Origin of the sequence: Enterobacter sp. HK-058-C-ECC, assembly GCF_047531125.1 — a bacterium.
Classification (GTDB): Bacteria; Pseudomonadota; Gammaproteobacteria; order Enterobacterales; family Enterobacteriaceae; genus Enterobacter; species Enterobacter quasiroggenkampii.
In genome coordinates this window covers 229,526-247,667 of the sequence record NZ_JBLKCH010000005.1, presented here as the reverse complement: position 1 = coordinate 247,667, position 18,142 = coordinate 229,526, and the positions used below count along the sequence as shown (strand labels likewise).

At 56.6% G+C, this 18,142-nt stretch carries 20 protein-coding genes; 10 read left to right on the top strand and 10 right to left on the bottom strand.

What is annotated here, in order from left to right; genetic code table 11:
* Positions 1-2 precede the first annotated feature (2 nt).
* The 3 genes from secF to ACMWJS_RS12690 all read left to right on the top strand — a co-directional run bounded on the left by secF (position 3) and on the right by ACMWJS_RS12690 (position 2,177).
* Complete coding sequence (secF, locus tag ACMWJS_RS12700; protein WP_048225871.1) at positions 3-974, top strand: protein translocase subunit SecF; 972 nt, start codon at positions 3-5, stop codon at positions 972-974.
* A gap of 142 nt (positions 975-1,116) precedes the next feature.
* Positions 1,117-1,482: a VOC family protein gene (locus tag ACMWJS_RS12695; RefSeq protein ID WP_024906804.1), complete on the top strand. Its 366-nt coding sequence runs from the start codon at positions 1,117-1,119 to the stop codon at positions 1,480-1,482.
* A gap of 14 nt (positions 1,483-1,496) precedes the next feature.
* Positions 1,497-2,177, top strand: coding sequence for a helix-turn-helix transcriptional regulator (locus ACMWJS_RS12690; RefSeq protein ID WP_063620949.1), 681 nt, complete (start codon positions 1,497-1,499; stop codon positions 2,175-2,177).
* Between the two features lie 110 nt (positions 2,178-2,287).
* Here the strand turns inward: ACMWJS_RS12690 and ACMWJS_RS12685 are convergent, their stop codons facing one another.
* Together ACMWJS_RS12685 and ACMWJS_RS12680 are read right to left on the bottom strand one after the other, a co-directional pair.
* Positions 2,288-3,166, bottom strand: coding sequence for a nucleoside-specific channel-forming protein Tsx (locus tag ACMWJS_RS12685; protein WP_025912622.1), 879 nt, complete (start codon positions 3,164-3,166; stop codon positions 2,288-2,290).
* A 270-nt stretch (positions 3,167-3,436) separates the two neighbouring features.
* Positions 3,437-3,976 (bottom strand): DUF3251 domain-containing protein, encoded by a 540-nt coding sequence (locus tag ACMWJS_RS12680; protein WP_045909789.1) that lies wholly within the window; start codon positions 3,974-3,976, stop codon positions 3,437-3,439.
* Positions 3,977-4,128: 152 nt separating this feature from the next.
* Between ACMWJS_RS12680 and nrdR the strand changes: the two genes are divergently transcribed.
* The 5 genes from nrdR (at position 4,129) to thiL (ending at position 7,734) form a co-directional block, all read left to right on the top strand.
* Entirely contained in the window at positions 4,129-4,578 is a 450-nt protein-coding gene (gene nrdR, locus ACMWJS_RS12675; protein WP_008503337.1) for a transcriptional regulator NrdR, read from the top strand.
* A gap of 4 nt (positions 4,579-4,582) precedes the next feature.
* Positions 4,583-5,686, top strand: coding sequence for a bifunctional diaminohydroxyphosphoribosylaminopyrimidine deaminase/5-amino-6-(5-phosphoribosylamino)uracil reductase RibD (gene ribD, locus ACMWJS_RS12670; RefSeq protein ID WP_196345861.1), 1,104 nt, complete (start codon positions 4,583-4,585; stop codon positions 5,684-5,686).
* Between the two features lie 87 nt (positions 5,687-5,773).
* Positions 5,774-6,244, top strand: a complete 471-nt coding sequence (ribE, locus tag ACMWJS_RS12665) for a 6,7-dimethyl-8-ribityllumazine synthase (RefSeq protein ID WP_006176874.1) — start codon at positions 5,774-5,776, stop codon at positions 6,242-6,244.
* Positions 6,245-6,265: 21 nt separating this feature from the next.
* Positions 6,266-6,685, top strand: a complete 420-nt coding sequence (nusB, locus tag ACMWJS_RS12660; protein WP_006809908.1) for a transcription antitermination factor NusB — start codon at positions 6,266-6,268, stop codon at positions 6,683-6,685.
* Positions 6,686-6,762: 77 nt separating this feature from the next.
* Positions 6,763-7,734, top strand: a complete 972-nt coding sequence (gene thiL / locus ACMWJS_RS12655) for a thiamine-phosphate kinase (RefSeq protein WP_048030082.1) — start codon at positions 6,763-6,765, stop codon at positions 7,732-7,734.
* Positions 7,735-7,796: 62 nt separating this feature from the next.
* Here thiL and ACMWJS_RS12650 read toward each other — a convergent pair whose 3' ends face one another.
* From ACMWJS_RS12650 to xseB, 4 genes are all read right to left on the bottom strand, one after another.
* Entirely contained in the window at positions 7,797-8,771 is a 975-nt protein-coding gene (locus ACMWJS_RS12650; RefSeq protein WP_414747151.1) for an aldo/keto reductase, read from the bottom strand.
* Positions 8,772-8,832: 61 nt separating this feature from the next.
* The gene (dxs, locus tag ACMWJS_RS12645) at positions 8,833-10,695 is read right to left on the bottom strand and encodes a 1-deoxy-D-xylulose-5-phosphate synthase (protein WP_048030083.1); all 1,863 of its coding nucleotides are present in this window, start codon (positions 10,693-10,695) and stop codon (positions 8,833-8,835) included.
* 24 nt (positions 10,696-10,719) lie between these two features.
* The gene (gene ispA, locus ACMWJS_RS12640) at positions 10,720-11,619 is read right to left on the bottom strand and encodes a (2E,6E)-farnesyl diphosphate synthase (protein ID WP_045909784.1); all 900 of its coding nucleotides are present in this window, start codon (positions 11,617-11,619) and stop codon (positions 10,720-10,722) included.
* Positions 11,620-11,862, bottom strand: a complete 243-nt coding sequence (gene xseB / locus ACMWJS_RS12635; protein WP_045909783.1) for an exodeoxyribonuclease VII small subunit — start codon at positions 11,860-11,862, stop codon at positions 11,620-11,622.
* Positions 11,863-12,053: 191 nt separating this feature from the next.
* Between xseB and thiI the strand changes: the two genes are divergently transcribed.
* Complete coding sequence (gene thiI, locus ACMWJS_RS12630) at positions 12,054-13,502, top strand: tRNA uracil 4-sulfurtransferase ThiI (protein WP_414747150.1); 1,449 nt, start codon at positions 12,054-12,056, stop codon at positions 13,500-13,502.
* 120 nt (positions 13,503-13,622) lie between these two features.
* On the opposite strand, the gene yajL is transcribed toward thiI, so the two are convergent.
* Both yajL and panE read right to left on the bottom strand, forming a co-directional pair.
* Positions 13,623-14,216 (bottom strand): protein deglycase YajL, encoded by a 594-nt coding sequence (gene yajL / locus ACMWJS_RS12625; protein ID WP_048225880.1) that lies wholly within the window; start codon positions 14,214-14,216, stop codon positions 13,623-13,625.
* Positions 14,179-15,090: a 2-dehydropantoate 2-reductase gene (gene panE, locus ACMWJS_RS12620; protein WP_023616113.1), complete on the bottom strand. Its 912-nt coding sequence runs from the start codon at positions 15,088-15,090 to the stop codon at positions 14,179-14,181. Before panE ends, yajL begins: the two co-directional genes overlap by 38 nt.
* Positions 15,091-15,211: 121 nt before the next feature.
* Here panE and ACMWJS_RS12615 point away from each other — a divergent pair, with 121 nt between their 5' ends.
* On the top strand, positions 15,212-15,703 hold the full coding sequence (locus tag ACMWJS_RS12615; protein ID WP_414747149.1) for a YajQ family cyclic di-GMP-binding protein: 492 nt from the start codon (positions 15,212-15,214) through the stop codon (positions 15,701-15,703).
* Between the two features lie 31 nt (positions 15,704-15,734).
* Here the strand turns inward: ACMWJS_RS12615 and ACMWJS_RS12610 are convergent, their stop codons facing one another.
* Complete coding sequence (locus ACMWJS_RS12610; RefSeq protein ID WP_262821209.1) at positions 15,735-17,096, bottom strand: MFS transporter; 1,362 nt, start codon at positions 17,094-17,096, stop codon at positions 15,735-15,737.
* A 149-nt stretch (positions 17,097-17,245) separates the two neighbouring features.
* Complete coding sequence (cyoE, locus tag ACMWJS_RS12605; protein ID WP_013095848.1) at positions 17,246-18,133, bottom strand: heme o synthase; 888 nt, start codon at positions 18,131-18,133, stop codon at positions 17,246-17,248.
* Positions 18,134-18,142 lie beyond the last annotated feature (9 nt).

Genomic DNA, 18,142 nt, shown 5'->3' with positions numbered 1-18,142 from the left:
TTGTGGCACAGGAATATACTGTTGAACAATTGAACCACGGCCGTAAAGTCTGGGACTTTATGCGCTGGGACTACTGGGCCTTCGGCATTTCAGGTTTCCTGCTGATTCTGTCCATCATCATTATGGGCGTGAAAGGCTTTAACTGGGGTCTCGATTTCACCGGTGGTACGGTCATCGAGATCTCCCTGGAAAAACCGGTCGATATGGACCAGATGCGCGAATCGCTGCAGAAAGCGGGCTTTGAAGAGCCGCTGCTGCAGAACTTCGGCAGCAGCCGCGACATCATGGTACGTATGCCGCCGGTGCACGATGCCAACGGCAGCCAGGAGCTGGGCAGTAAGGTTGTTAGCGTGATTAACGAAACAACCAGCCAGAACGCAGCGGTTAAGCGTATTGAGTTCGTCGGCCCAAGCGTGGGTGCTGACCTGGCGCAGACCGGCGCGATGGCGCTGCTGGTGGCGCTGATTTCCATCCTGGTGTACGTCGGTTTCCGCTTTGAGTGGCGACTGGCGGCCGGTGTGGTTATCGCCCTGGCGCACGACGTGGTGATCACCATGGGCATACTGTCTCTGTTCCACATTGAGATTGACCTGACGATTGTGGCATCCCTGATGTCCGTTATCGGTTACTCACTGAACGACAGTATCGTGGTATCTGACCGTATTCGTGAAAACTTCCGTAAGATCCGTCGCGGTACGCCGTACGAAATCTTTAACGTGTCGTTGACCCAGACGCTGCACCGTACCTTGATCACCTCCGGTACTACCCTGATGGTGATCCTGATGCTGTTCCTCTTCGGTGGTCCGGTACTGGAAGGCTTCTCGCTGACCATGTTGATTGGTGTCACCATCGGTACGGCGTCGTCTATCTACGTCGCGTCTGCCCTGGCACTGAAACTCGGCATGAAGCGCGAGCACCTGCTCCAGCAGAAAGTCGAGAAAGAAGGGGCGGATCAGCCGTCCATTCTGCCGTAAGGCGACGTTTAGCGCGTTATCGAAATCCCGGTCGGTTGACCGGGATTTTTTTTATCTCCTTCTGACAAACACTCCTGACAGTATGCTGTCAGGAGCCCTGTCGTAGACTCCTTCTGAACCCAAACAACAGGCAGGAGGATGTATGAAAAGCGTCATTAACTGGTTTGAAATTCCGGTCTCGGATATGGAACGCGCCATCAAATTTTATGAGCCGGTGATGCAGCTTGCACTGCGTCGCGAGAAAATGGACTGCGCGGAGCTGGCGGTTTTCCCGCATGAGGATCCCGCCACCGGAGGCGCACTGGCAAAATTTGACGGCGTTACACCGTCTTTGCAGGGCGCTATTATTTACCTGCATACTGACAATCTGGCGGCCACGCTCGATCGCATCGCCTCTGCGGGCGGCGAGTGCGTGTTTGGCCCGCTGGAACTGCCGCATGGCATTGGCACTATCGCCTTGTTTACCGACAGCGAGGGTAACCGCGTCGGGCTCCATCAACCTGCCTGAGAGCGGACTAAGATATGACCCGACGCGCTGACCGTTTGTTTCAGATTGTGCAGATCCTGCGGGGCAGGCGTCTGACAACGGCAGCGCATCTGGCGGACCGGCTTGGCGTGTCCGAGCGTACGGTCTATCGCGATATCCGCGACCTGTCGCTTTCCGGTGTGCCGGTGGAAGGTGAGGCGGGGAGCGGATATCGCCTCATGTCGGGCTTTGACCTGCCGCCGCTGATGCTGACAAATAAGGAGTCCGAGGCGCTGATCGTCGCGATTCGCCTGCTCAAAACCTGGGGTGGGGAATCGCTGTCGCGCGAGCTGGAGTCGGCTCAGGAAAAGGTGCTGGCGATTCTGCCCGATGAAAGTCGTCGAAAGGCGGAGCAGACGCGGATCTACGCCCCGGATTTTTGCATGCAAAGCCACTCCCGCAGCGACTTTGACAGGATTCATCAGGCAATTTCCGCCCAGCAGGTGCTGGCGCTGCATTACCGTGATGAAGCAGGACAGCTGTCTAATCGTGAGGTTCAGCCGCTGGGGCTGTTCTTCTGGGGAGAGCGCTGGCTGCTGGCCGCGTGGTGTGAACGGCGCGATGACTATCGCTGTTTCCGGCTCGACAGATGCCTCAATATTGTGACTACGGAAAGGCGGTTTAGCGAGAGTGCGGACAGGTCTTTGGCGGATTTTTTGCGCAAGGTGAGGCAGTAAAAAGCCAGCTTAAGAGCTGGCTTTTTTGCCCGGCGGCGCTGCGCTTGCACGGGCCTACAGGTTTTGTAGGCCGGGTAAGGCGAAGCCGCCACCCGGCAAAAACCGCGAGATTAGAAGTTGTAACCTACAACCAAGTAACCACCCCAACCGGTAGAACGGACGTGTTCGTTCATCCATACCAGTTTCGCGTCGTCGTTCCACTGGCCGCCGTTGTGCCAGTAACGTGCCACAACGGAGTAATGCCAGTGATCGTAGTTCAGCGCCAGGATGTGGCTGGAGGCGATGGAGTCATTGGTACGCTGCTTAATACCGTTCTCTGCGTAACCGCTCTTATCGCCCAGATCTGAACCCCAGTCGAAGTTGGTGAAGCCGATATAGCTCAGGTTACCGCCCCACAGCTGGGTGATTGGCACAAAGTATTTCACTTTGAAACGATAGCCATCCCATTCGTTCTGGTTTTCAGCGCCATAGTTCTGCCACTGATACTTGGCATAGACGTTCAGAGACAGGCTCATTGGCAGGCCGGTGTCGATGTCCGTACCCAGACCCATATACCAGGTGCTCTGACGACCGGACTCGTTGCGGCCCATGTCATAAATGTAGTTGTTCGCGAAGTACCACTCTTTGAACGGGCCGAAGCTCAGATCGGTGCCGGTCAGCTTGTCGATGGAGAAGCGTGGTTCGATTTCCATGAACAGAGGGGAGCCGTGGTTCCAGATACCTTTAGCCTGAGAGTTACCACCGAAGAAGACCGGTGCATCCATGTAGCCGTAGAAATCAAACCAGTCTTTCTTGGCGAAGGCTTCATATTCCAGGTAGGTATCGTTACGAATCTGTGGTCCGAAACGCGTGTGGTAGCTGCCCACCACGTTAACGCTCTGGTGCCACCAGTCGGAGAGGTATTGTGGTTTGTCGTTTTCCGCTGCGTTAACAGTGAAAGAAGAGGACAGTGCCAGCACGGCGCCAGCTGCGAGTAATGTTTTTTTCATAATCATGCCACTGATTGAAATTCCCTTCCGGGAGTGAAAAATGCGCGAATTGCGTTTCTAAATATTTCGTGTTTCTGCGGTGCCTATTATAGGAATCCCTGCTCACAAAAATATGTGTTGTTTCACATATCTCTCACACGCGTAATCGATTGCGTTCACGTTTGCGTACTTTAAACGGCCGGGATTGTAGCGGCAATCATTTATGTTGCCAATCCATACGAAATGTAAATGTTAGCGGAGTGACATTTCACTCCGCTAAAAAGGAGGGGATTAGTGCGCGGCGGGTTGAATGTCGTGAATGCGGATAAAGCCTAACTGTTCCGGCGTAAGGCCGCTTAACTGAAGCGGAATATCCACATCGCTTGGTGCTAAAACACTGGCCGGGGCGGTGAAGAGCTGATTCTTCACGTTCACCTCCTGATAATTCTCCGTGGTGCCCTGGATCTGGCCCCACTCGACGGTGCCGCTGAAGGCCGGAAGCGGATCGTTGGACTCTCCCTGGATGCGTAATGTTGCGCGAGTACCATCTGCATTCGCCGCCACATTCACCAGAGACATTTTTAGCGTGCCGATCTGACTATTGAGACGCGCAGGCGTATTCGCGCCCGGCAGCAGATAAACCCCGCTGCTGGATTTGGCATTCAGCGCGTTTTGCTGGGTGATTTTCACCGTTTCTTTGTTCAGTTTGTCCATCGCCGTATTGAGCGTATTGACGCTCTGTTTCAACTGGCGGACTTCGGTTTGCTGTGCACAGGCGCTAAGGGTGAAGAGGCTCCCCACCAGCAATATTTTCAGGTAACGTCTTGTCATTGCGTTTATTTCCTTGAAATAACGGATCGTCCTAATGGTAGCCAGCATCATTGTGTCAGACATAGATCCTTTGTCTCAAAAAGCTCTTCCTTTGTTGTCAGGCCAGATCAGGGTAAAATGAAAATCAGTTAACCAGATAACAGGGATACCGTATGCATTGCCCATTCTGCTCCGCTGTGGATACCAAAGTCATCGACTCTCGCCTGGTGGGCGAAGGGTCATCTGTACGCCGTCGTCGGCAGTGTCTGGTGTGCAACGAGCGTTTTACGACCTTTGAGGTGGCAGAGCTGGTCATGCCGCGCGTGGTAAAAAGTAACGACGTGCGTGAGCCGTTTAACGAAGAGAAACTGCGCAGCGGAATGCTGAAGGCCCTTGAAAAACGTCCCGTCAGCGCGGACGACGTGGAGATGGCGTTAAACCACATAAAATCTTACCTTCGTGGTTTGGGTGAGCGTGAAGTGCCGAGCAAAATGATCGGTAACCTGGTGATGGAGCAGCTGAAAAAGCTCGATAAGGTCGCCTATATCCGCTTCGCCTCGGTCTACCGCAGCTTCGAAGATATCAAAGAGTTTGGCGAAGAGATCGCCCGCTTACAGGATTAAGCTCATGCACGATGAGATGTACATGGCGCGAGCCATGAAGCTGGCGCAGCGCGGTCGTTTTACGACCCATCCCAACCCGAACGTCGGGTGCGTTATCGTTAAAGATGGCGAGATCGTGGGGGAGGGCTTTCACTATCGCGCAGGCGAACCGCATGCTGAGGTTCATGCGCTGCGCATGGCCGGCGAGAAGGCGCGCGGTGCGACGGCCTACGTTACGCTGGAGCCCTGCAGCCATCACGGGCGTACGCCGCCGTGCTGCGACGCGTTGATTGCCGCGGGGGTTTCGCGCGTGGTCGCATCGATGCAGGATCCGAATCCGCAGGTGGCCGGACGTGGTCTGTATCGCCTGCAGCAGGAAGGCATTGACGTCAGCCATGGCCTGATGATGCAGGACGCGGAAGCGCTCAACAAAGGTTTCCTGAAGCGCATGCGTACCGGGTTCCCGTATATCCAGCTTAAGCTGGGTGCCTCGCTGGACGGTCGTACGGCGATGGCAAACGGCGAGAGTCAGTGGATCACCTCGCCACAGGCAAGGCGCGATGTGCAACGTCTGCGCGCGCAAAGCCATGCTATTCTCACCAGCAGTGAAACCGTTCTGGCTGACGATCCGGCCATGACCGTGCGCTGGGACGAGCTGAATGCCGATACCCAGGCCCTGTACCCGCAGGAGAACTTGCGTCAGCCGCTGCGTATTGTCATTGATAGCCAGAACCGGGTGACGCCGGAGCACCGCATCGTCCAGCAGCCGGGTGAAACCTGGATTGCCCGCACGAAGGACGATACGCGCGCATGGCCGGAAGGCGTGCGCAGCATCATGGTGCCGGAGCATAACGGCCATCTGGATCTCGTGGTGCTGATGATGCTGCTCGGCAAGCAACAGGTGAACAGTATCTGGGTGGAAGCGGGGCCAACGCTCGCCGGTGCGCTCTTACAGGCCGGACTGGTGGATGAATTGCTTGTTTACGTTGCGCCTAAACTGTTAGGTCACGACGCGCGTGGCCTGTTTGTGCTGCCCGGCCTTGAAAAACTGGCCGATGCACCACAACTCAAATTCAGCGAGATTCGTCCGGTAGGTCCGGATGTCTGCCTCCACTTAACGACAGCGTAATTGCTCCCGAAATAGGGAAGCAGTGCGCAAAGTATTATGATAAAATCCGCCCCCCTGCGGGGCCAAATGAACCCGTAAAGGAAGAGTATGAACATTATTGAAGCTGCTGTAGCTACCCCGGACGCTCGCGTCGCCATCACCATTGCGCGTTTCAACAACTTCATCAACGACAGCCTGCTGGAAGGTGCCATTGACGCCCTGAAACGTATCGGCCAGGTTAAAGATGACAACATTACCGTTGTTTGGGTTCCAGGCGCTTACGAACTGCCACTGGCGGCGGGCGCGCTGGCGAAAACCGGTAAATACGACGCGGTGATTGCGCTGGGTACCGTTATTCGTGGCGGCACTGCGCACTTCGAATACGTTGCGGGCGGTGCAAGCAATGGTCTGGCACACGTGGCGCAGGATGCTGAAATTCCTGTCGCGTTCGGCGTGCTGACTACCGAAAGTATTGAACAAGCCATCGAACGTGCTGGCACCAAAGCCGGTAACAAAGGTGCAGAAGCTGCACTGACCGCGCTTGAAATGATCAATGTATTGAAAGCCATCAAGGCCTGATTTTTTTGTAAGGGGAATTCCGTGAAACCTGCTGCTCGTCGCCGCGCCCGTGAATGTGCCGTCCAGGCACTTTACTCCTGGCAGTTGTCCCAGAACGACATCGCTGATGTTGAATACCAGTTCCTGTCAGAACAGGACGTGAAAGACGTTGACGTTCTGTACTTCCGTGAACTGCTGTCGGGAGTGGCGACTAATAGCGCGTATCTCGATGGTCTGATGAAACCTTACCTGTCCCGTCTGCTTGAAGAGCTGGGTCAGGTAGAAAAAGCAGTGTTGCGTATCGCGCTGTTTGAGCTGTCTAAACGTGATGATGTGCCGTACAAAGTGGCCATTAATGAAGCGATCGAACTGGCGAAAACCTTCGGTGCTGAAGACAGCCACAAGTTTGTAAACGGCGTACTTGATAAAGCAGCACCTGCGATCCGTCCCCACAAAAAGTGATCCGCAAACCGGAGTTCTGCATTGCCTGACGGGCAGTGCGGCTCCGGTTTTTTCTTTTATTTGCTGAGGCATAACGTATGGCATGCGGCGAATTTTCCCTGATTGCCCGTTATTTCGACCGTGTCAGAACCTCTCGTCTTGATGTTGAAACCGGCATCGGCGATGACTGTGCACTTCTCAATATTCCCGAAAAACAGACGCTGGCTATCAGCACCGACACCTTAGTGTGCGGACGTCATTTTTTACCGGATATCGATCCTGCCGATCTGGCGTATAAGGCGCTGGCGGTTAACGTCAGCGATCTGGCGGCGATGGGGGCCGATCCCGCGTGGTTAACCCTGGCGCTGACGCTGCCTGAGGTAGACGAAGCCTGGCTTGAAGCCTTTAGCGATGCGCTGTTTGAGCAGCTTAACTACTACGATATGCAGCTGATTGGCGGTGATACCACTGCCGGACCGCTGTCGATGACGCTGGCGATCCACGGGTATGTGCCGCTCGGCCGCGCGCTGAAGCGCTCAGGCGCAAAACCCGGCGACTGGATCTATGTGACCGGTACGCCGGGCGACAGCGCGGCAGGGCTGGCAATCCTCCAGGATCGCTTAACTGTGAAGGATGCCGACGATGCGGCGTATCTGGTGAAACGCCATCTGCGCCCGACGCCGCGTATTCTGCACGGTCAGGCGCTGCGCGAGCGGGCAAGCTCGGCTATCGATCTCTCTGACGGGCTGATCTCAGACCTCGGCCATATTCTGAAGGCCAGCGGTGTCGGCGCGCGCGTTGACCTGGATCTGTTCCCGCTGTCAGAGGAACTGCTTCGTCATGTCGAACCTGAGCAGGCGCTGCGCTGGGCGCTGTCCGGTGGCGAAGATTATGAGCTGTGCTTTACCGTTCCGGAGCTGAACCGCGGAACGCTCGACGTGGCATTAGCGCACCTCGGCGCGAAATTCACCTGTATCGGGCAGATCATGCCGGAGAGTGAAGGGCTGAAGTTTGTGAAAGACGGTGAGCCGGTTACGCTGGACTGGAAAGGGTACGATCACTTCGCGTGATGTTGTGCGCTCTGTATTGCCGGGGGGCGGTTCCGCCTTACCCGGCCTACAAAAGATGGGGCTTACTTAAACCCCACCACCGGATGCTGCTGATACGGCGTCTCCAGCTCGGCAACCTGCTCCGACGTCAGCGTGATATCCACTGCATTCAGCAGTTCGTCAAGCTGCTCTTCTCGGGATGTGCCGATAATTGGCGCCGCGACGCCGCGTTTACCCAGCAGCCACGCCAGCGCTACCTGGGCGCGGGTTGCGCCGGTATCGTCGGCAATTCCGGCTAAGCGTTCAGCGATCAGGGCATCGCTGGCCTCTGTTCCTTCGTAGAGATTTTTTCCCACTTCATCCGAGACCAGACGGGCCGTGGTTTCTCCCCACGGACGGGTCAGGCGGCCGCGCGCGAGCGGGCTCCACGGGATGACCGCCACGCCCTCCTGATGGCACAGCGGCAGCATCTCACGTTCTTCTTCACGGTAGATCAGATTGTAGTGGTCCTGCATGGTGACGAAGCGCGCCCAGCCGTGCTGCGCCTGCAGATCCAGCGCCTGAGCAAACTGCGAGGCATGCATAGACGACGCGCCGATATAGCGCGCTTTACCGGCTTTGACGACGTCGTTGAGTGCTTCCAGCGTCTCCTCAATGGGCGTGTTGTAATCCCAGCGGTGAATTTGCAGCAGGTCGACGTAATCCATGTTCAGACGCCTGAGGCTATCATCAATGGAACGCAGGATCTGCGCGCGAGAAAGTCCCTGAGCCAGGTCGCCCACCGGATAGTACACCTTGGTGGCAACCACGATGTCTTCCCGACGGGCAAAATCACGCAGGGCGCGGCCGACAATCTCCTCGCTGCTGCCGTCGGAATAGCTGTTGGCGGTGTCAAAGAAGTTAATGCCGCCCTCGATGGCGCGTTTGATAATCGGACGGCTGCTCTCTTCCGGCAGCGTCCAGGCGTGGTTTCCCCGATCGGGTTCGCCAAAGGTCATGCATCCCAGACAAAGCCGGGAAACCTTAAGGTCTGTTTTTCCTAATGTTGTGTATTGCACGGTCCGCTCCTGCTGTTTAAACAATACGTTTAAGCATAGCAGGAGCGGAAAAGGGGAGGGCTCAGTCCAGCCAGGCGCGGATTTTTGCTTCGATACCGGCAGCGTCCAGACCAATCGCCGCGCGGGCTTCGTCCTGGGTACCTTGCGGGATGAAATGGTCCGGCAGGCCGAGGTTCAGCACCGGAACGGCTTTACGGTTTGCCATCAGCACCTCGTTCACGCCGCTGCCCGCACCGCCCATAATCGCGTTCTCTTCCAGCGTGACCAGCACGTCATGCGCCTCAGCCATACTCAGGATTAGGGATTCGTCGAGCGGTTTCACAAAGCGCATATCGACCAGGGTGGCGTTCAGCGTTTCAGCCACTTTCGCCGCCTCAGGCATCAGCGTGCCGAAGTTCAGAATCGCCACTTTTTCACCGCGACGTTTGACCAGACCTTTACCGATCGCCAGCTTCTCCAGCGGCTGCAGCTCAACGCCCACCGCATTGCCGCGCGGGTAGCGAACGGCGCTTGGGCCATCCTGATAGTGGTAGCCGGTAAACAGCATCTGACGACATTCGTTCTCGTCGCTTGGCGTCATGATCACCATATCCGGAATGCAGCGCAGGAACGACAGGTCAAACGCGCCCTGGTGCGTCTGGCCGTCGGCACCGACGATGCCCGCACGATCGATAGCAAACAGCACCGGCAGCTTCTGGATCGCCACGTCGTGGATCACCTGATCGTAGGCGCGCTGCAGGAAGGTGGAATAGATAGCGACAACCGGTTTGTAGCCGCCGATCGCCAGGCCCGCGGCAAACGTCACCGCGTGCTGCTCGGCAATGGCCACGTCGAAATATTGGTCAGGGTATTTTCTGGAGAACTCCACCATGCCGGAGCCTTCGCGCATGGCCGGGGTGATCGCCATCAGCTTATTGTCTTTTGCGGCGGTTTCGCACAGCCAGTCGCCGAAGATTTTTGAATAGCTCGGCATGCCGCCGCTGCTTTTTGGCAGACAGCCGCTGGACGGGTCAAATTTCGGTACCGCGTGGAAGGTAATCGGATCTTTTTCCGCCGGTTCGTAGCCACGCCCTTTTTTGGTCATGATGTGCAGAAACTGCGGGCCTTTCAGGTCACGCATGTTCTTGAGCGTGGTTACCAGTCCCAGCACGTCATGGCCGTCAACGGGGCCGATATAGTTAAAGCCCAGCTCTTCAAACAGGGTGCCCGGCACGACCATGCCTTTGATGTGCTCTTCGGTACGCTTGAGCAGCTCTTTGATCGGCGGTACGCCGGAGAAGACTTTCTTGCCGCCTTCACGCAGCGAGGAGTAAAGCTTGCCGGAGAGCAGCTGCGCCAGATGGTTGTTCAGCGCGCCAACGTTTTCGGAAATCGACATTTCGTTATCGTTAAGCACAACCAGCATGTCCGGCTTGATGTCGCCCGCATGGTTCATGGCCTCAAAGGCCATACCGGCAGTGATGGCACCGTCGCCAATCACGCAGACGGTGCGGCGCTGCTTGTTCTCTTTTTCGGCAGCAACGGCAATCCCGATGCCTGCAGAAATAGAGGTGGAGGAGTGCCCGACGCTCAATACGTCGTACTCGCTCTCCCCGCGCCACGGGAACGGGTGCAGACCGCCTTTCTGACGAATGGTGCCAATTTTATCGCGACGTCCGGTAAGAATTTTGTGCGGATAAGCCTGGTGACCCACGTCCCAGATCAGCTGATCGAACGGCGTGTTATAGACGTAGTGCAGCGCCACGGTCAGCTCTACCGTGCCAAGCCCGGAGGCGAAATGGCCGCTGGAGCGGCTTACGCTGTCGAGCAGGTAGCGACGCAGTTCGTCGCACAGCTTCGGCAGGCTCTCTTTCGGCAACAGACGTAACTCCTGGGTGGAGTCAACTAACGCCAGTGTCGGGTATTTGGCAATATCAAAACTCATCAAAGGCTCATCGAGATATATAGTTTATTTATCACGCTGGATTATATAGTCCGCTAGCGCTTCCAGTGCCGAGGTATCCAGCGATTGCGCGGCCAGCTGATTCAGCGACTGGCGGGCATCGTCAATCAGATCCCGGGCTTTACGTTGGGCTTGCTCAAGACCCAGCAGGGCGGGGTAGGTACTTTTGCCAAGCTGCTGGTCCGCACCCTGACGTTTACCCAATGTTGCAGTATCGCCCACCACATCCAGAATGTCATCCTGAACCTGGAATGCCAGACCGATACTTTCTGCGTATCTGTCCAGAATCGGCAGGGCTTTGCGCCCTTGCTCACCCGCGCTCAGCGCGCCAAGACGAACGGCGGAACGAATCAATGCCCCGGTTTTATGGCGATGAATACGCTCCAGCTGTTCCAGATTAACCTGACGTCCTTCGGCTTCAAGATCCAGAGCCTGTCCGCCGCACATGCCCGCCACGCCGCTGGCCATGGCCAGTTCGGAAATCATTGCCAGACGGTCACGGTCAGCCACTTCGGCCATTGGCGCGTCGCTCAGAATCGAGAACGCCAGCGTCTGCAGGGCATCACCCGCCAGAATGGCATTCGCTTCGCCAAACTTGATATGGCAGGTGGGTTGACCCCGACGCAAGTCGTCGTCGTCCATGGCCGGGAGATCGTCGTGGATCAGCGAGTAGGCATGGATGCACTCAACGGCGGCAGCCGGGGCGTCCAGCGTGTTATCGCTGATACCAAACATATTGCCTGTGGCGTACACCAGGAACGGGCGCAGGCGCTTTCCACCCAAGAGTGCGCCATAGTGCATGGCTTCAACCAGTGGAGTGTTCTGAAAAGGCTGTGGCGCAATAAAACGGCGCAGGGCGTCGTTGGCGCGCACGACACGCGCCTGAAGCTCGTTGGCAAAATCCATTTACTCGGCGTCCGGTGTGAAAGGCGTGGTTTTCGCCTCTTCGCTGTCGGACAGCAGGATCTGCACGCGCTGTTCGGCCTGTTGCAGCTTAACCTGACCCTGGCGCGCCAGCTGGACGCCGCGCTCGAATTCGTTGAGCGCCTCTTCCAGCGGGAGATCGCCGCTCTCGAGGCGGGTAACAATTTGCTCCAGTTCACTCAGCGCAGTTTCGAAACTGGCCGGTGCGTCGTTCTTCTTCGGCATAGTGAATTGACTCTTATATTCTTCGCCCCGACATGGTAACGGACTCGGGCGGATAAGCAAATAACGCGCAATGTGCACAGGAGCGGCGCGATGGTGGTATACTTGCGCGCCTGGATGCAGCCACGGGTGTGGGCTGCTGTACTCTTTTCCATTACAAGCCTTAACAGGCTTGCCTAAGAAACATTGCCGCCATGAAGTTTATCATTAAATTGTTCCCTGAAATCACCATCAAAAGCCAATCTGTGCGTTTGCGCTTTATTAAAATTCTCACCGGGAACATTCGTAACGTATTAAAGCACTACGACGAAACCCTCGCCGTGGTGCGCCACTGGGACCACGTTGAGGTCCGTGCCAAAGACGAAAACAAACGTCAGGATATTCGCGACGCCCTGACCCGTATTCCAGGTATCCACCATATCCTGGAAGTGGAAGATGTCCCGTTTAGCGATATGCACGACATCTTCGAGAAAGCGCTGGTCCAGTACCGCGACCAGATCGAAGGCAAAACCTTCTGCGTGCGCGTGAAGCGTCGCGGCAAGCACGAGTTCAGCTCCATTGAAGTGGAGCGTTACGTCGGCGGCGGTCTGAACCAGCACGTCGAGTCTGCGCGCGTGCGCCTGACCAACCCGGACGTAACCGTTAATCTGGAGATCGAAAACGATCGCCTGCTGCTGGTGAAAGGCCGCTATGAAGGCATCGGCGGCTTCCCGATCGGCACCCAGGAAGATGTTCTGTCCCTGATCTCCGGCGGCTTCGACTCCGGCGTCTCCAGCTATATGCTGATGCGCCGCGGCTGCCGCGTACACTACTGCTTCTTCAACCTGGGCGGCGCGGCGCACGAGATCGGCGTTCGTCAGGTGGCGCATTATCTGTGGAACCGCTTCGGCAGCTCCCACCGTGTGCGTTTCGTGGCAATTAATTTCGAACCGGTGGTCGGCGAGATTCTGGAGAAAGTGGACGACGGCCAGATGGGCGTTATCCTGAAGCGCATGATGGTGCGTGCGGCGTCCAAAGTGGCTGAACGCTACGGCGTGCAGGCGCTGGTCACCGGCGAAGCGCTGGGCCAGGTCTCCAGCCAGACGCTGACCAACCTGCGCCTGATCGACAACGTGTCTGATACGCTGATCCTGCGTCCGCTGATCTCTCACGATAAAGAACACATCATCGATCTGGCGCGCGAAATCGGCACCGAAGATTTTGCCCGCACCATGCCGGAATACTGCGGCGTGATCTCAAAAAGCCCAACGGTGAAAGCGGTGAAGGCGAAGATCGAAACGGAAGAAGAGAACTTCGATTTCAGCATTCTGGAAAAAGTGGTGGCGGAAGCGTCCAACATTGATATCCGCGAGATTGCCCAGCAGACCGAGCAGGACGTGGTTGAAGTGGAGACCGTGAGCGGTTTCGGCGCGAACGACGCGATTCTGGATATCCGCTCCATTGACGAGCAGGATGACAAACCGCTGCAGGTGGATGGCGTGGAGGTGGTTTCTCTGCCGTTCTATAAGCTGAGCACGAAGTTTGGCGACCTCGACCAGAGCAAAACGTACCTGTTGTGGTGTGAGCGCGGGGTGATGAGTCGCCTGCAGGCGCTGTATCTGCGCGAGCAGGGCTTTGCGAATGTGAAGGTGTATCGTCCGTAGCGTGCGGCCTGATGCCCTCACCCCGGCCCTCTCCCACGGGGAGAGGGCGCAAACATTAAAAACGGTAACCTACGGTTGCCGTTTTGCTTTTACCTAGCGCCACCCGGCTTTTTTTATGGCCTACTCTTCATAGTAATTATAAATCCCCGCTGGAATCACCAGCGATGACGCCACTTCGTACGCCTTCTCGCGCCCGACCAGCAGATCGATAATCTTTAAGCCAAAATCAATCGCGGTGCCCGGGCCCTGGCTGGTCAGCAGGTTGACGCGCGGATCCCAGACGACGCGTTTGTCCACCCACTGATCTTCCGGAATGGTGTCTTTCAGCCCCGGGAAGCCGGTCATATTGCCGATGGGGAAGATGTCATGGGGAACCAGCACCGTGCCGGCGGCGGCGCAGATTGCCGCGACAATGCGCCCGGATAAATGAAACTGACGCACGGTCTCAACCAGCAGCGGGCTGTCGCGAAAATACTCCGCGCCCTTCAGGCCTCCGGGCAGGACGATGATGTCGTAATCCCCGTCGGCCACCTGCACGAGCGGAGCATCGGCCAGCAGCTTCACGCCGCGCGAGCAGGTAATCGCCAGGCTGCCGTCGCTGGCGACGCTGGCGGTTGTCACGTTAATGCCGCCGCGCACCATCAGATCGATGGTGGTGACCGCTTCCATCTCTTCGCTACCAGGGGCGAGGCAGATCAGTGCCGACGCGCTCATATTCACTCTCCTTACGTTTAACCAGGTCATACAGACGGGCGTTTTCCGGCACCGCGATGCCGTGCGCGCGGGCGCGTTTTAGCAAATAGCCGGTGATGTAGTCGATCTCCGTGTGGCGTAATGCCCGAACATCCTGCAGCATTGAGGAGATGTTCTCAGCCGTACTCTCAATAACCTGCTCGACATAACAGCGCAAATCGTCTGCCGAGGTATGCAGGCCTTCCCGCTCAACTACCGCCGCGACTTCCGCACAGAGCAGTGCAACCTCCTGAGGATGATTTTTCAGCTCTCCGTTCGGACAGTTCCACAACGCCGTCAGCGGATTGATCACGCAGTTTACGGCCAGCTTGCGCCAGAGTTGTGGACGAATATGGTTATGCCAGGCCACGTCTGGCAGCACCTTCTGCAACACATCGGCAAGATAGCTATAGTCCCCATCCTGCGTTCTGGCAGGGCCGATGTGGGTCACCCCGCTCGCGACATGCACGATGATGTTGCCGTCGCGACGGGCAGCGTGCGTGGTTGTCGCCATCAGCAGGGGCTGCGGAACGCTTTTCAGCTCGTCAAGGGTCCCCATGCCGTTATGCAGCAGCAGTATGGGCGAAGTGGGGGGGAGCTGGGCGGCCAGTGTCTTGACCGCATCTGAAACCTGCCACGCTTTGAGCGTCACCAGTAAAAGGTCGCTTTGCGCCAGGAAATCAGGATCGTTCGCGGTGAGGGATTCGTTAAAGATGCTTCCGTCTTCACCAATCAGGTTTACACTGCAATAGGGCTGGGGCACGCGCAGCCAGCCCTGAACCTCATGTCCGTGCTTGCACAGCGCGGTCAGCCATAGCTGACCAAGGGCTCCACATCCGAGCACTGTAATTTTCATTGTTCCTCCTCACCTGCAACTGCGCCAGGTGTTACAGCTTAATTATACAGCTAAGCTTCTGTTGAGTTATGCCTCGTAGCGGGTATTATGCAACGCAACAAAAGTGAAGGGAGAAGAAAAGATGCCATCTTTCGATATTGTTTCCGAAGTTGATATCCAGGAAGTTCGCAACGGCGTTGAGAACGCAACCCGCGAAGTTGAGTCACGTTTCGATTTTCGTGGCGTTGAGGCGTCGTTTGAGCTGAACGACGCAAATAAGACCATTAAGGTGCTGAGCGAGTCTGATTTCCAGGTAAATCAGCTGCTCGACATTCTGCGCACCAAGCTGTTAAAGCGCGGCATCGAAGGGACGTCTCTGGATGTGCCAGAAGAGTTTGTGCACAGCGGTAAGAACTGGTTTGTGGAAGCCAAGTTGAAGCAGGGCATCGAGAGCGCGGTGCAGAAGAAGATTGTGAAGCTCATCAAAGACAGCAAGCTGAAGGTGCAGGCGCAGATCCAGGGCGAAGAGATTCGCGTGACCGGTAAGTCCCGCGACGACCTCCAGTCGGTGATGGCGCTGGTGCGCGGCGGCGATCTGGGGCAGCCGTTCCAGTTTAAAAACTTCCGCGATTAATATAAAAAGCCCGGTTTAACCGGGCTTTTTTTCACGCCTTGAGCGCCTGCTCGACCTCGAAACGGTTGGTCACCTTACTGTCAATTTTGACGTAAGCGCTGCGCTCTTCGGGAACAATCAGCACCTCTGTGACCCCGTCTTTAGCTTCCAGACGCTGTTTCAGCACATCGCTAATCTCCACATCATCCGGAATTTCTACGCGCAGGCTGCTCACGTAGCGCGGCTCTTTCATGGTACCGGCGACCAGCAGCCAGACTGTCGCCAGCAGCGCCCCCGCGAGAAACACGGTTTGTGAATCAAAGAGTCCGTCCACCCAGCCGCCAAGCGAGCCGCCGATCGCCACGCCGAGGAACTGGCTGGTGGAGTAAATACCCATTGCCGTGCCTTTGTAACCGGCGGGGGACTCTTTGCTGATCAGCGACGGCAGCAGGGCTTCCATCAGGTTAAATGCCAGGAAGAACAGCTGCACGCCGGCAATCAGCTCCCAGAAGTGCGGGCCAGCACCCCAGAGCACGATCTCGGCAATCAGCAGGACCGCCACGCAGCCCACGAAGACGCGCTTCATTTTGCGCTTCACTTCGGCGTAGATGATGAACGGCACGACGGAGATAAACGAAATCAGCATCGTAACCAGATAGATTTTCCAGTGCTCAGCCGCCGGGAAACCCGCTGCGGCAAGCTGGCCGGGCAGGGCAACAAAGGTCGACATCAGCAGAATGTGCAGACACATAATGCCAAAATTCAGCTTAAGCAGGCGCGGCTCGACAATCACTTTGCTGAAGCAGCCTTTTACCATCCCCGACTCACGGTTGAGGACGTGGTTTTTGCTGTCCGGAACCACCCACAGGGTTAAGGCTATACCGATGGTTGCCAGCACGGCAATCATCCAGAACAGGGCGTGCAGGCCCAATGTGTGCGTAATGATGGGGCCCAGCACCATCGCAATCGCAAACGTCACGCCAAAGCTGACGCCGATAAATGCCATGGCTTTGGTGCGGTTCTGCTCGCGGGTTAAGTCTGACAGCAGCGCCATCACCGCAGCGGCAATCGCGCCGGAGCCCTGCAGAGCGCGGCCAAGAATAATGCCCCAGATGGAGTGGGAGAGGGCGGCAATAACGCTCCCGAGCACAAAGACCAGCAGCCCGCCGACAATCAGCGGCTTGCGGCCCACCCGGTCAGAGAGCAGGCCAAACGGGATCTGGAACACCGCCTGCGCCAGACCATAAATGCCAATGGCGAGGCCAATCAGCGCCTCGCTGGCCCCCTGCAGTGCCATACCGTACGTGGTCAGAACAGGCAGGACCATAAACATGCCAAGCATCCGTAGCGAGAAGACAGTCCCTAAGCCCCAGGTCGCGCGTAGCTCGCCTGGCGTCATTTTATAATCGTTCATTACCACCTCAGTTCAAAAGCAGGCCATAGTGTAGTGCGGGGAAGGGGCGGGGTAAATAAAGGGTTATTTAACAAATATTACATGCGTTATTAATAGATTCAGTGAATAAAAAAGGGTGCCGAAGCACCCCTTTATTCACCTGTTGTGGCTTACCAGACGTAAGTCAGCAGGTTATGTGAATCCGGCACCATGAAGTCCACGGACATCATCACGGACAGAGAAGTAATGGCCACAATCGAGAACACAAACAGCTTGCGCGCCCAGACTTTGTCATCTTCCACTTTGTAACCGCGCAGCGCCATGCCGAGCCACCAGACGCTCACCGCAGCCGCTACCGCCAGATATTTGTATCCAGCGTAACCACCCAGAGAGAGCATCAGCGTTGCCACGGCAAAGGCGATGATGTACAGCGTGATGTGGTTCTTGGCAACGGAGATGCCTTTCACGACCGGCAGAACCGGGATGTTCGCTGCCTGATAATCCTTAAAGCGGAAAATCGCGATGGCATAGGAGTGCGGCATCTGCCACAGGCTAAAGATAGCCAGCAGGATCAGCGCACCGCTGTCGAACTCATTCGTGACCGCGCAGTAGCCAATCACCGGCGGCGCAGCGCCGGAGAGAGAACCAATCAGCGTGCCGTAGACGGAGTGACGCTTCATATACAGGCTGTAGACGCCCACATACACCACGAACCCCATCACCCCCAGCCAGCAGGCCAGCGGGTTAGCACCAAACCACAGCAGCATAAAGCCAGCAATACCCAGCAAGGTGGCGTACACCAGCGAGACGGAAGGGGCGATCAGGCCTTTCACCAGCACCCGATTTTTGGTCCTTTCCATCTTCTTGTCGATATCCATGTCGATGTAGTTGTTAAATACACAACCGGACGCAACAACCAGTGACACACCGACCAGCGTGTAGATAAAGAGGGTGTAATCAATGCTGCCTTTGGAGGCCAGCAGGAACCCTCCGATCACGGAGATCAGGTTGCCAAAGATGATGCCTGGTTTCGTTACTTGCAGGTATTGCTTAAACATACTCGCCGC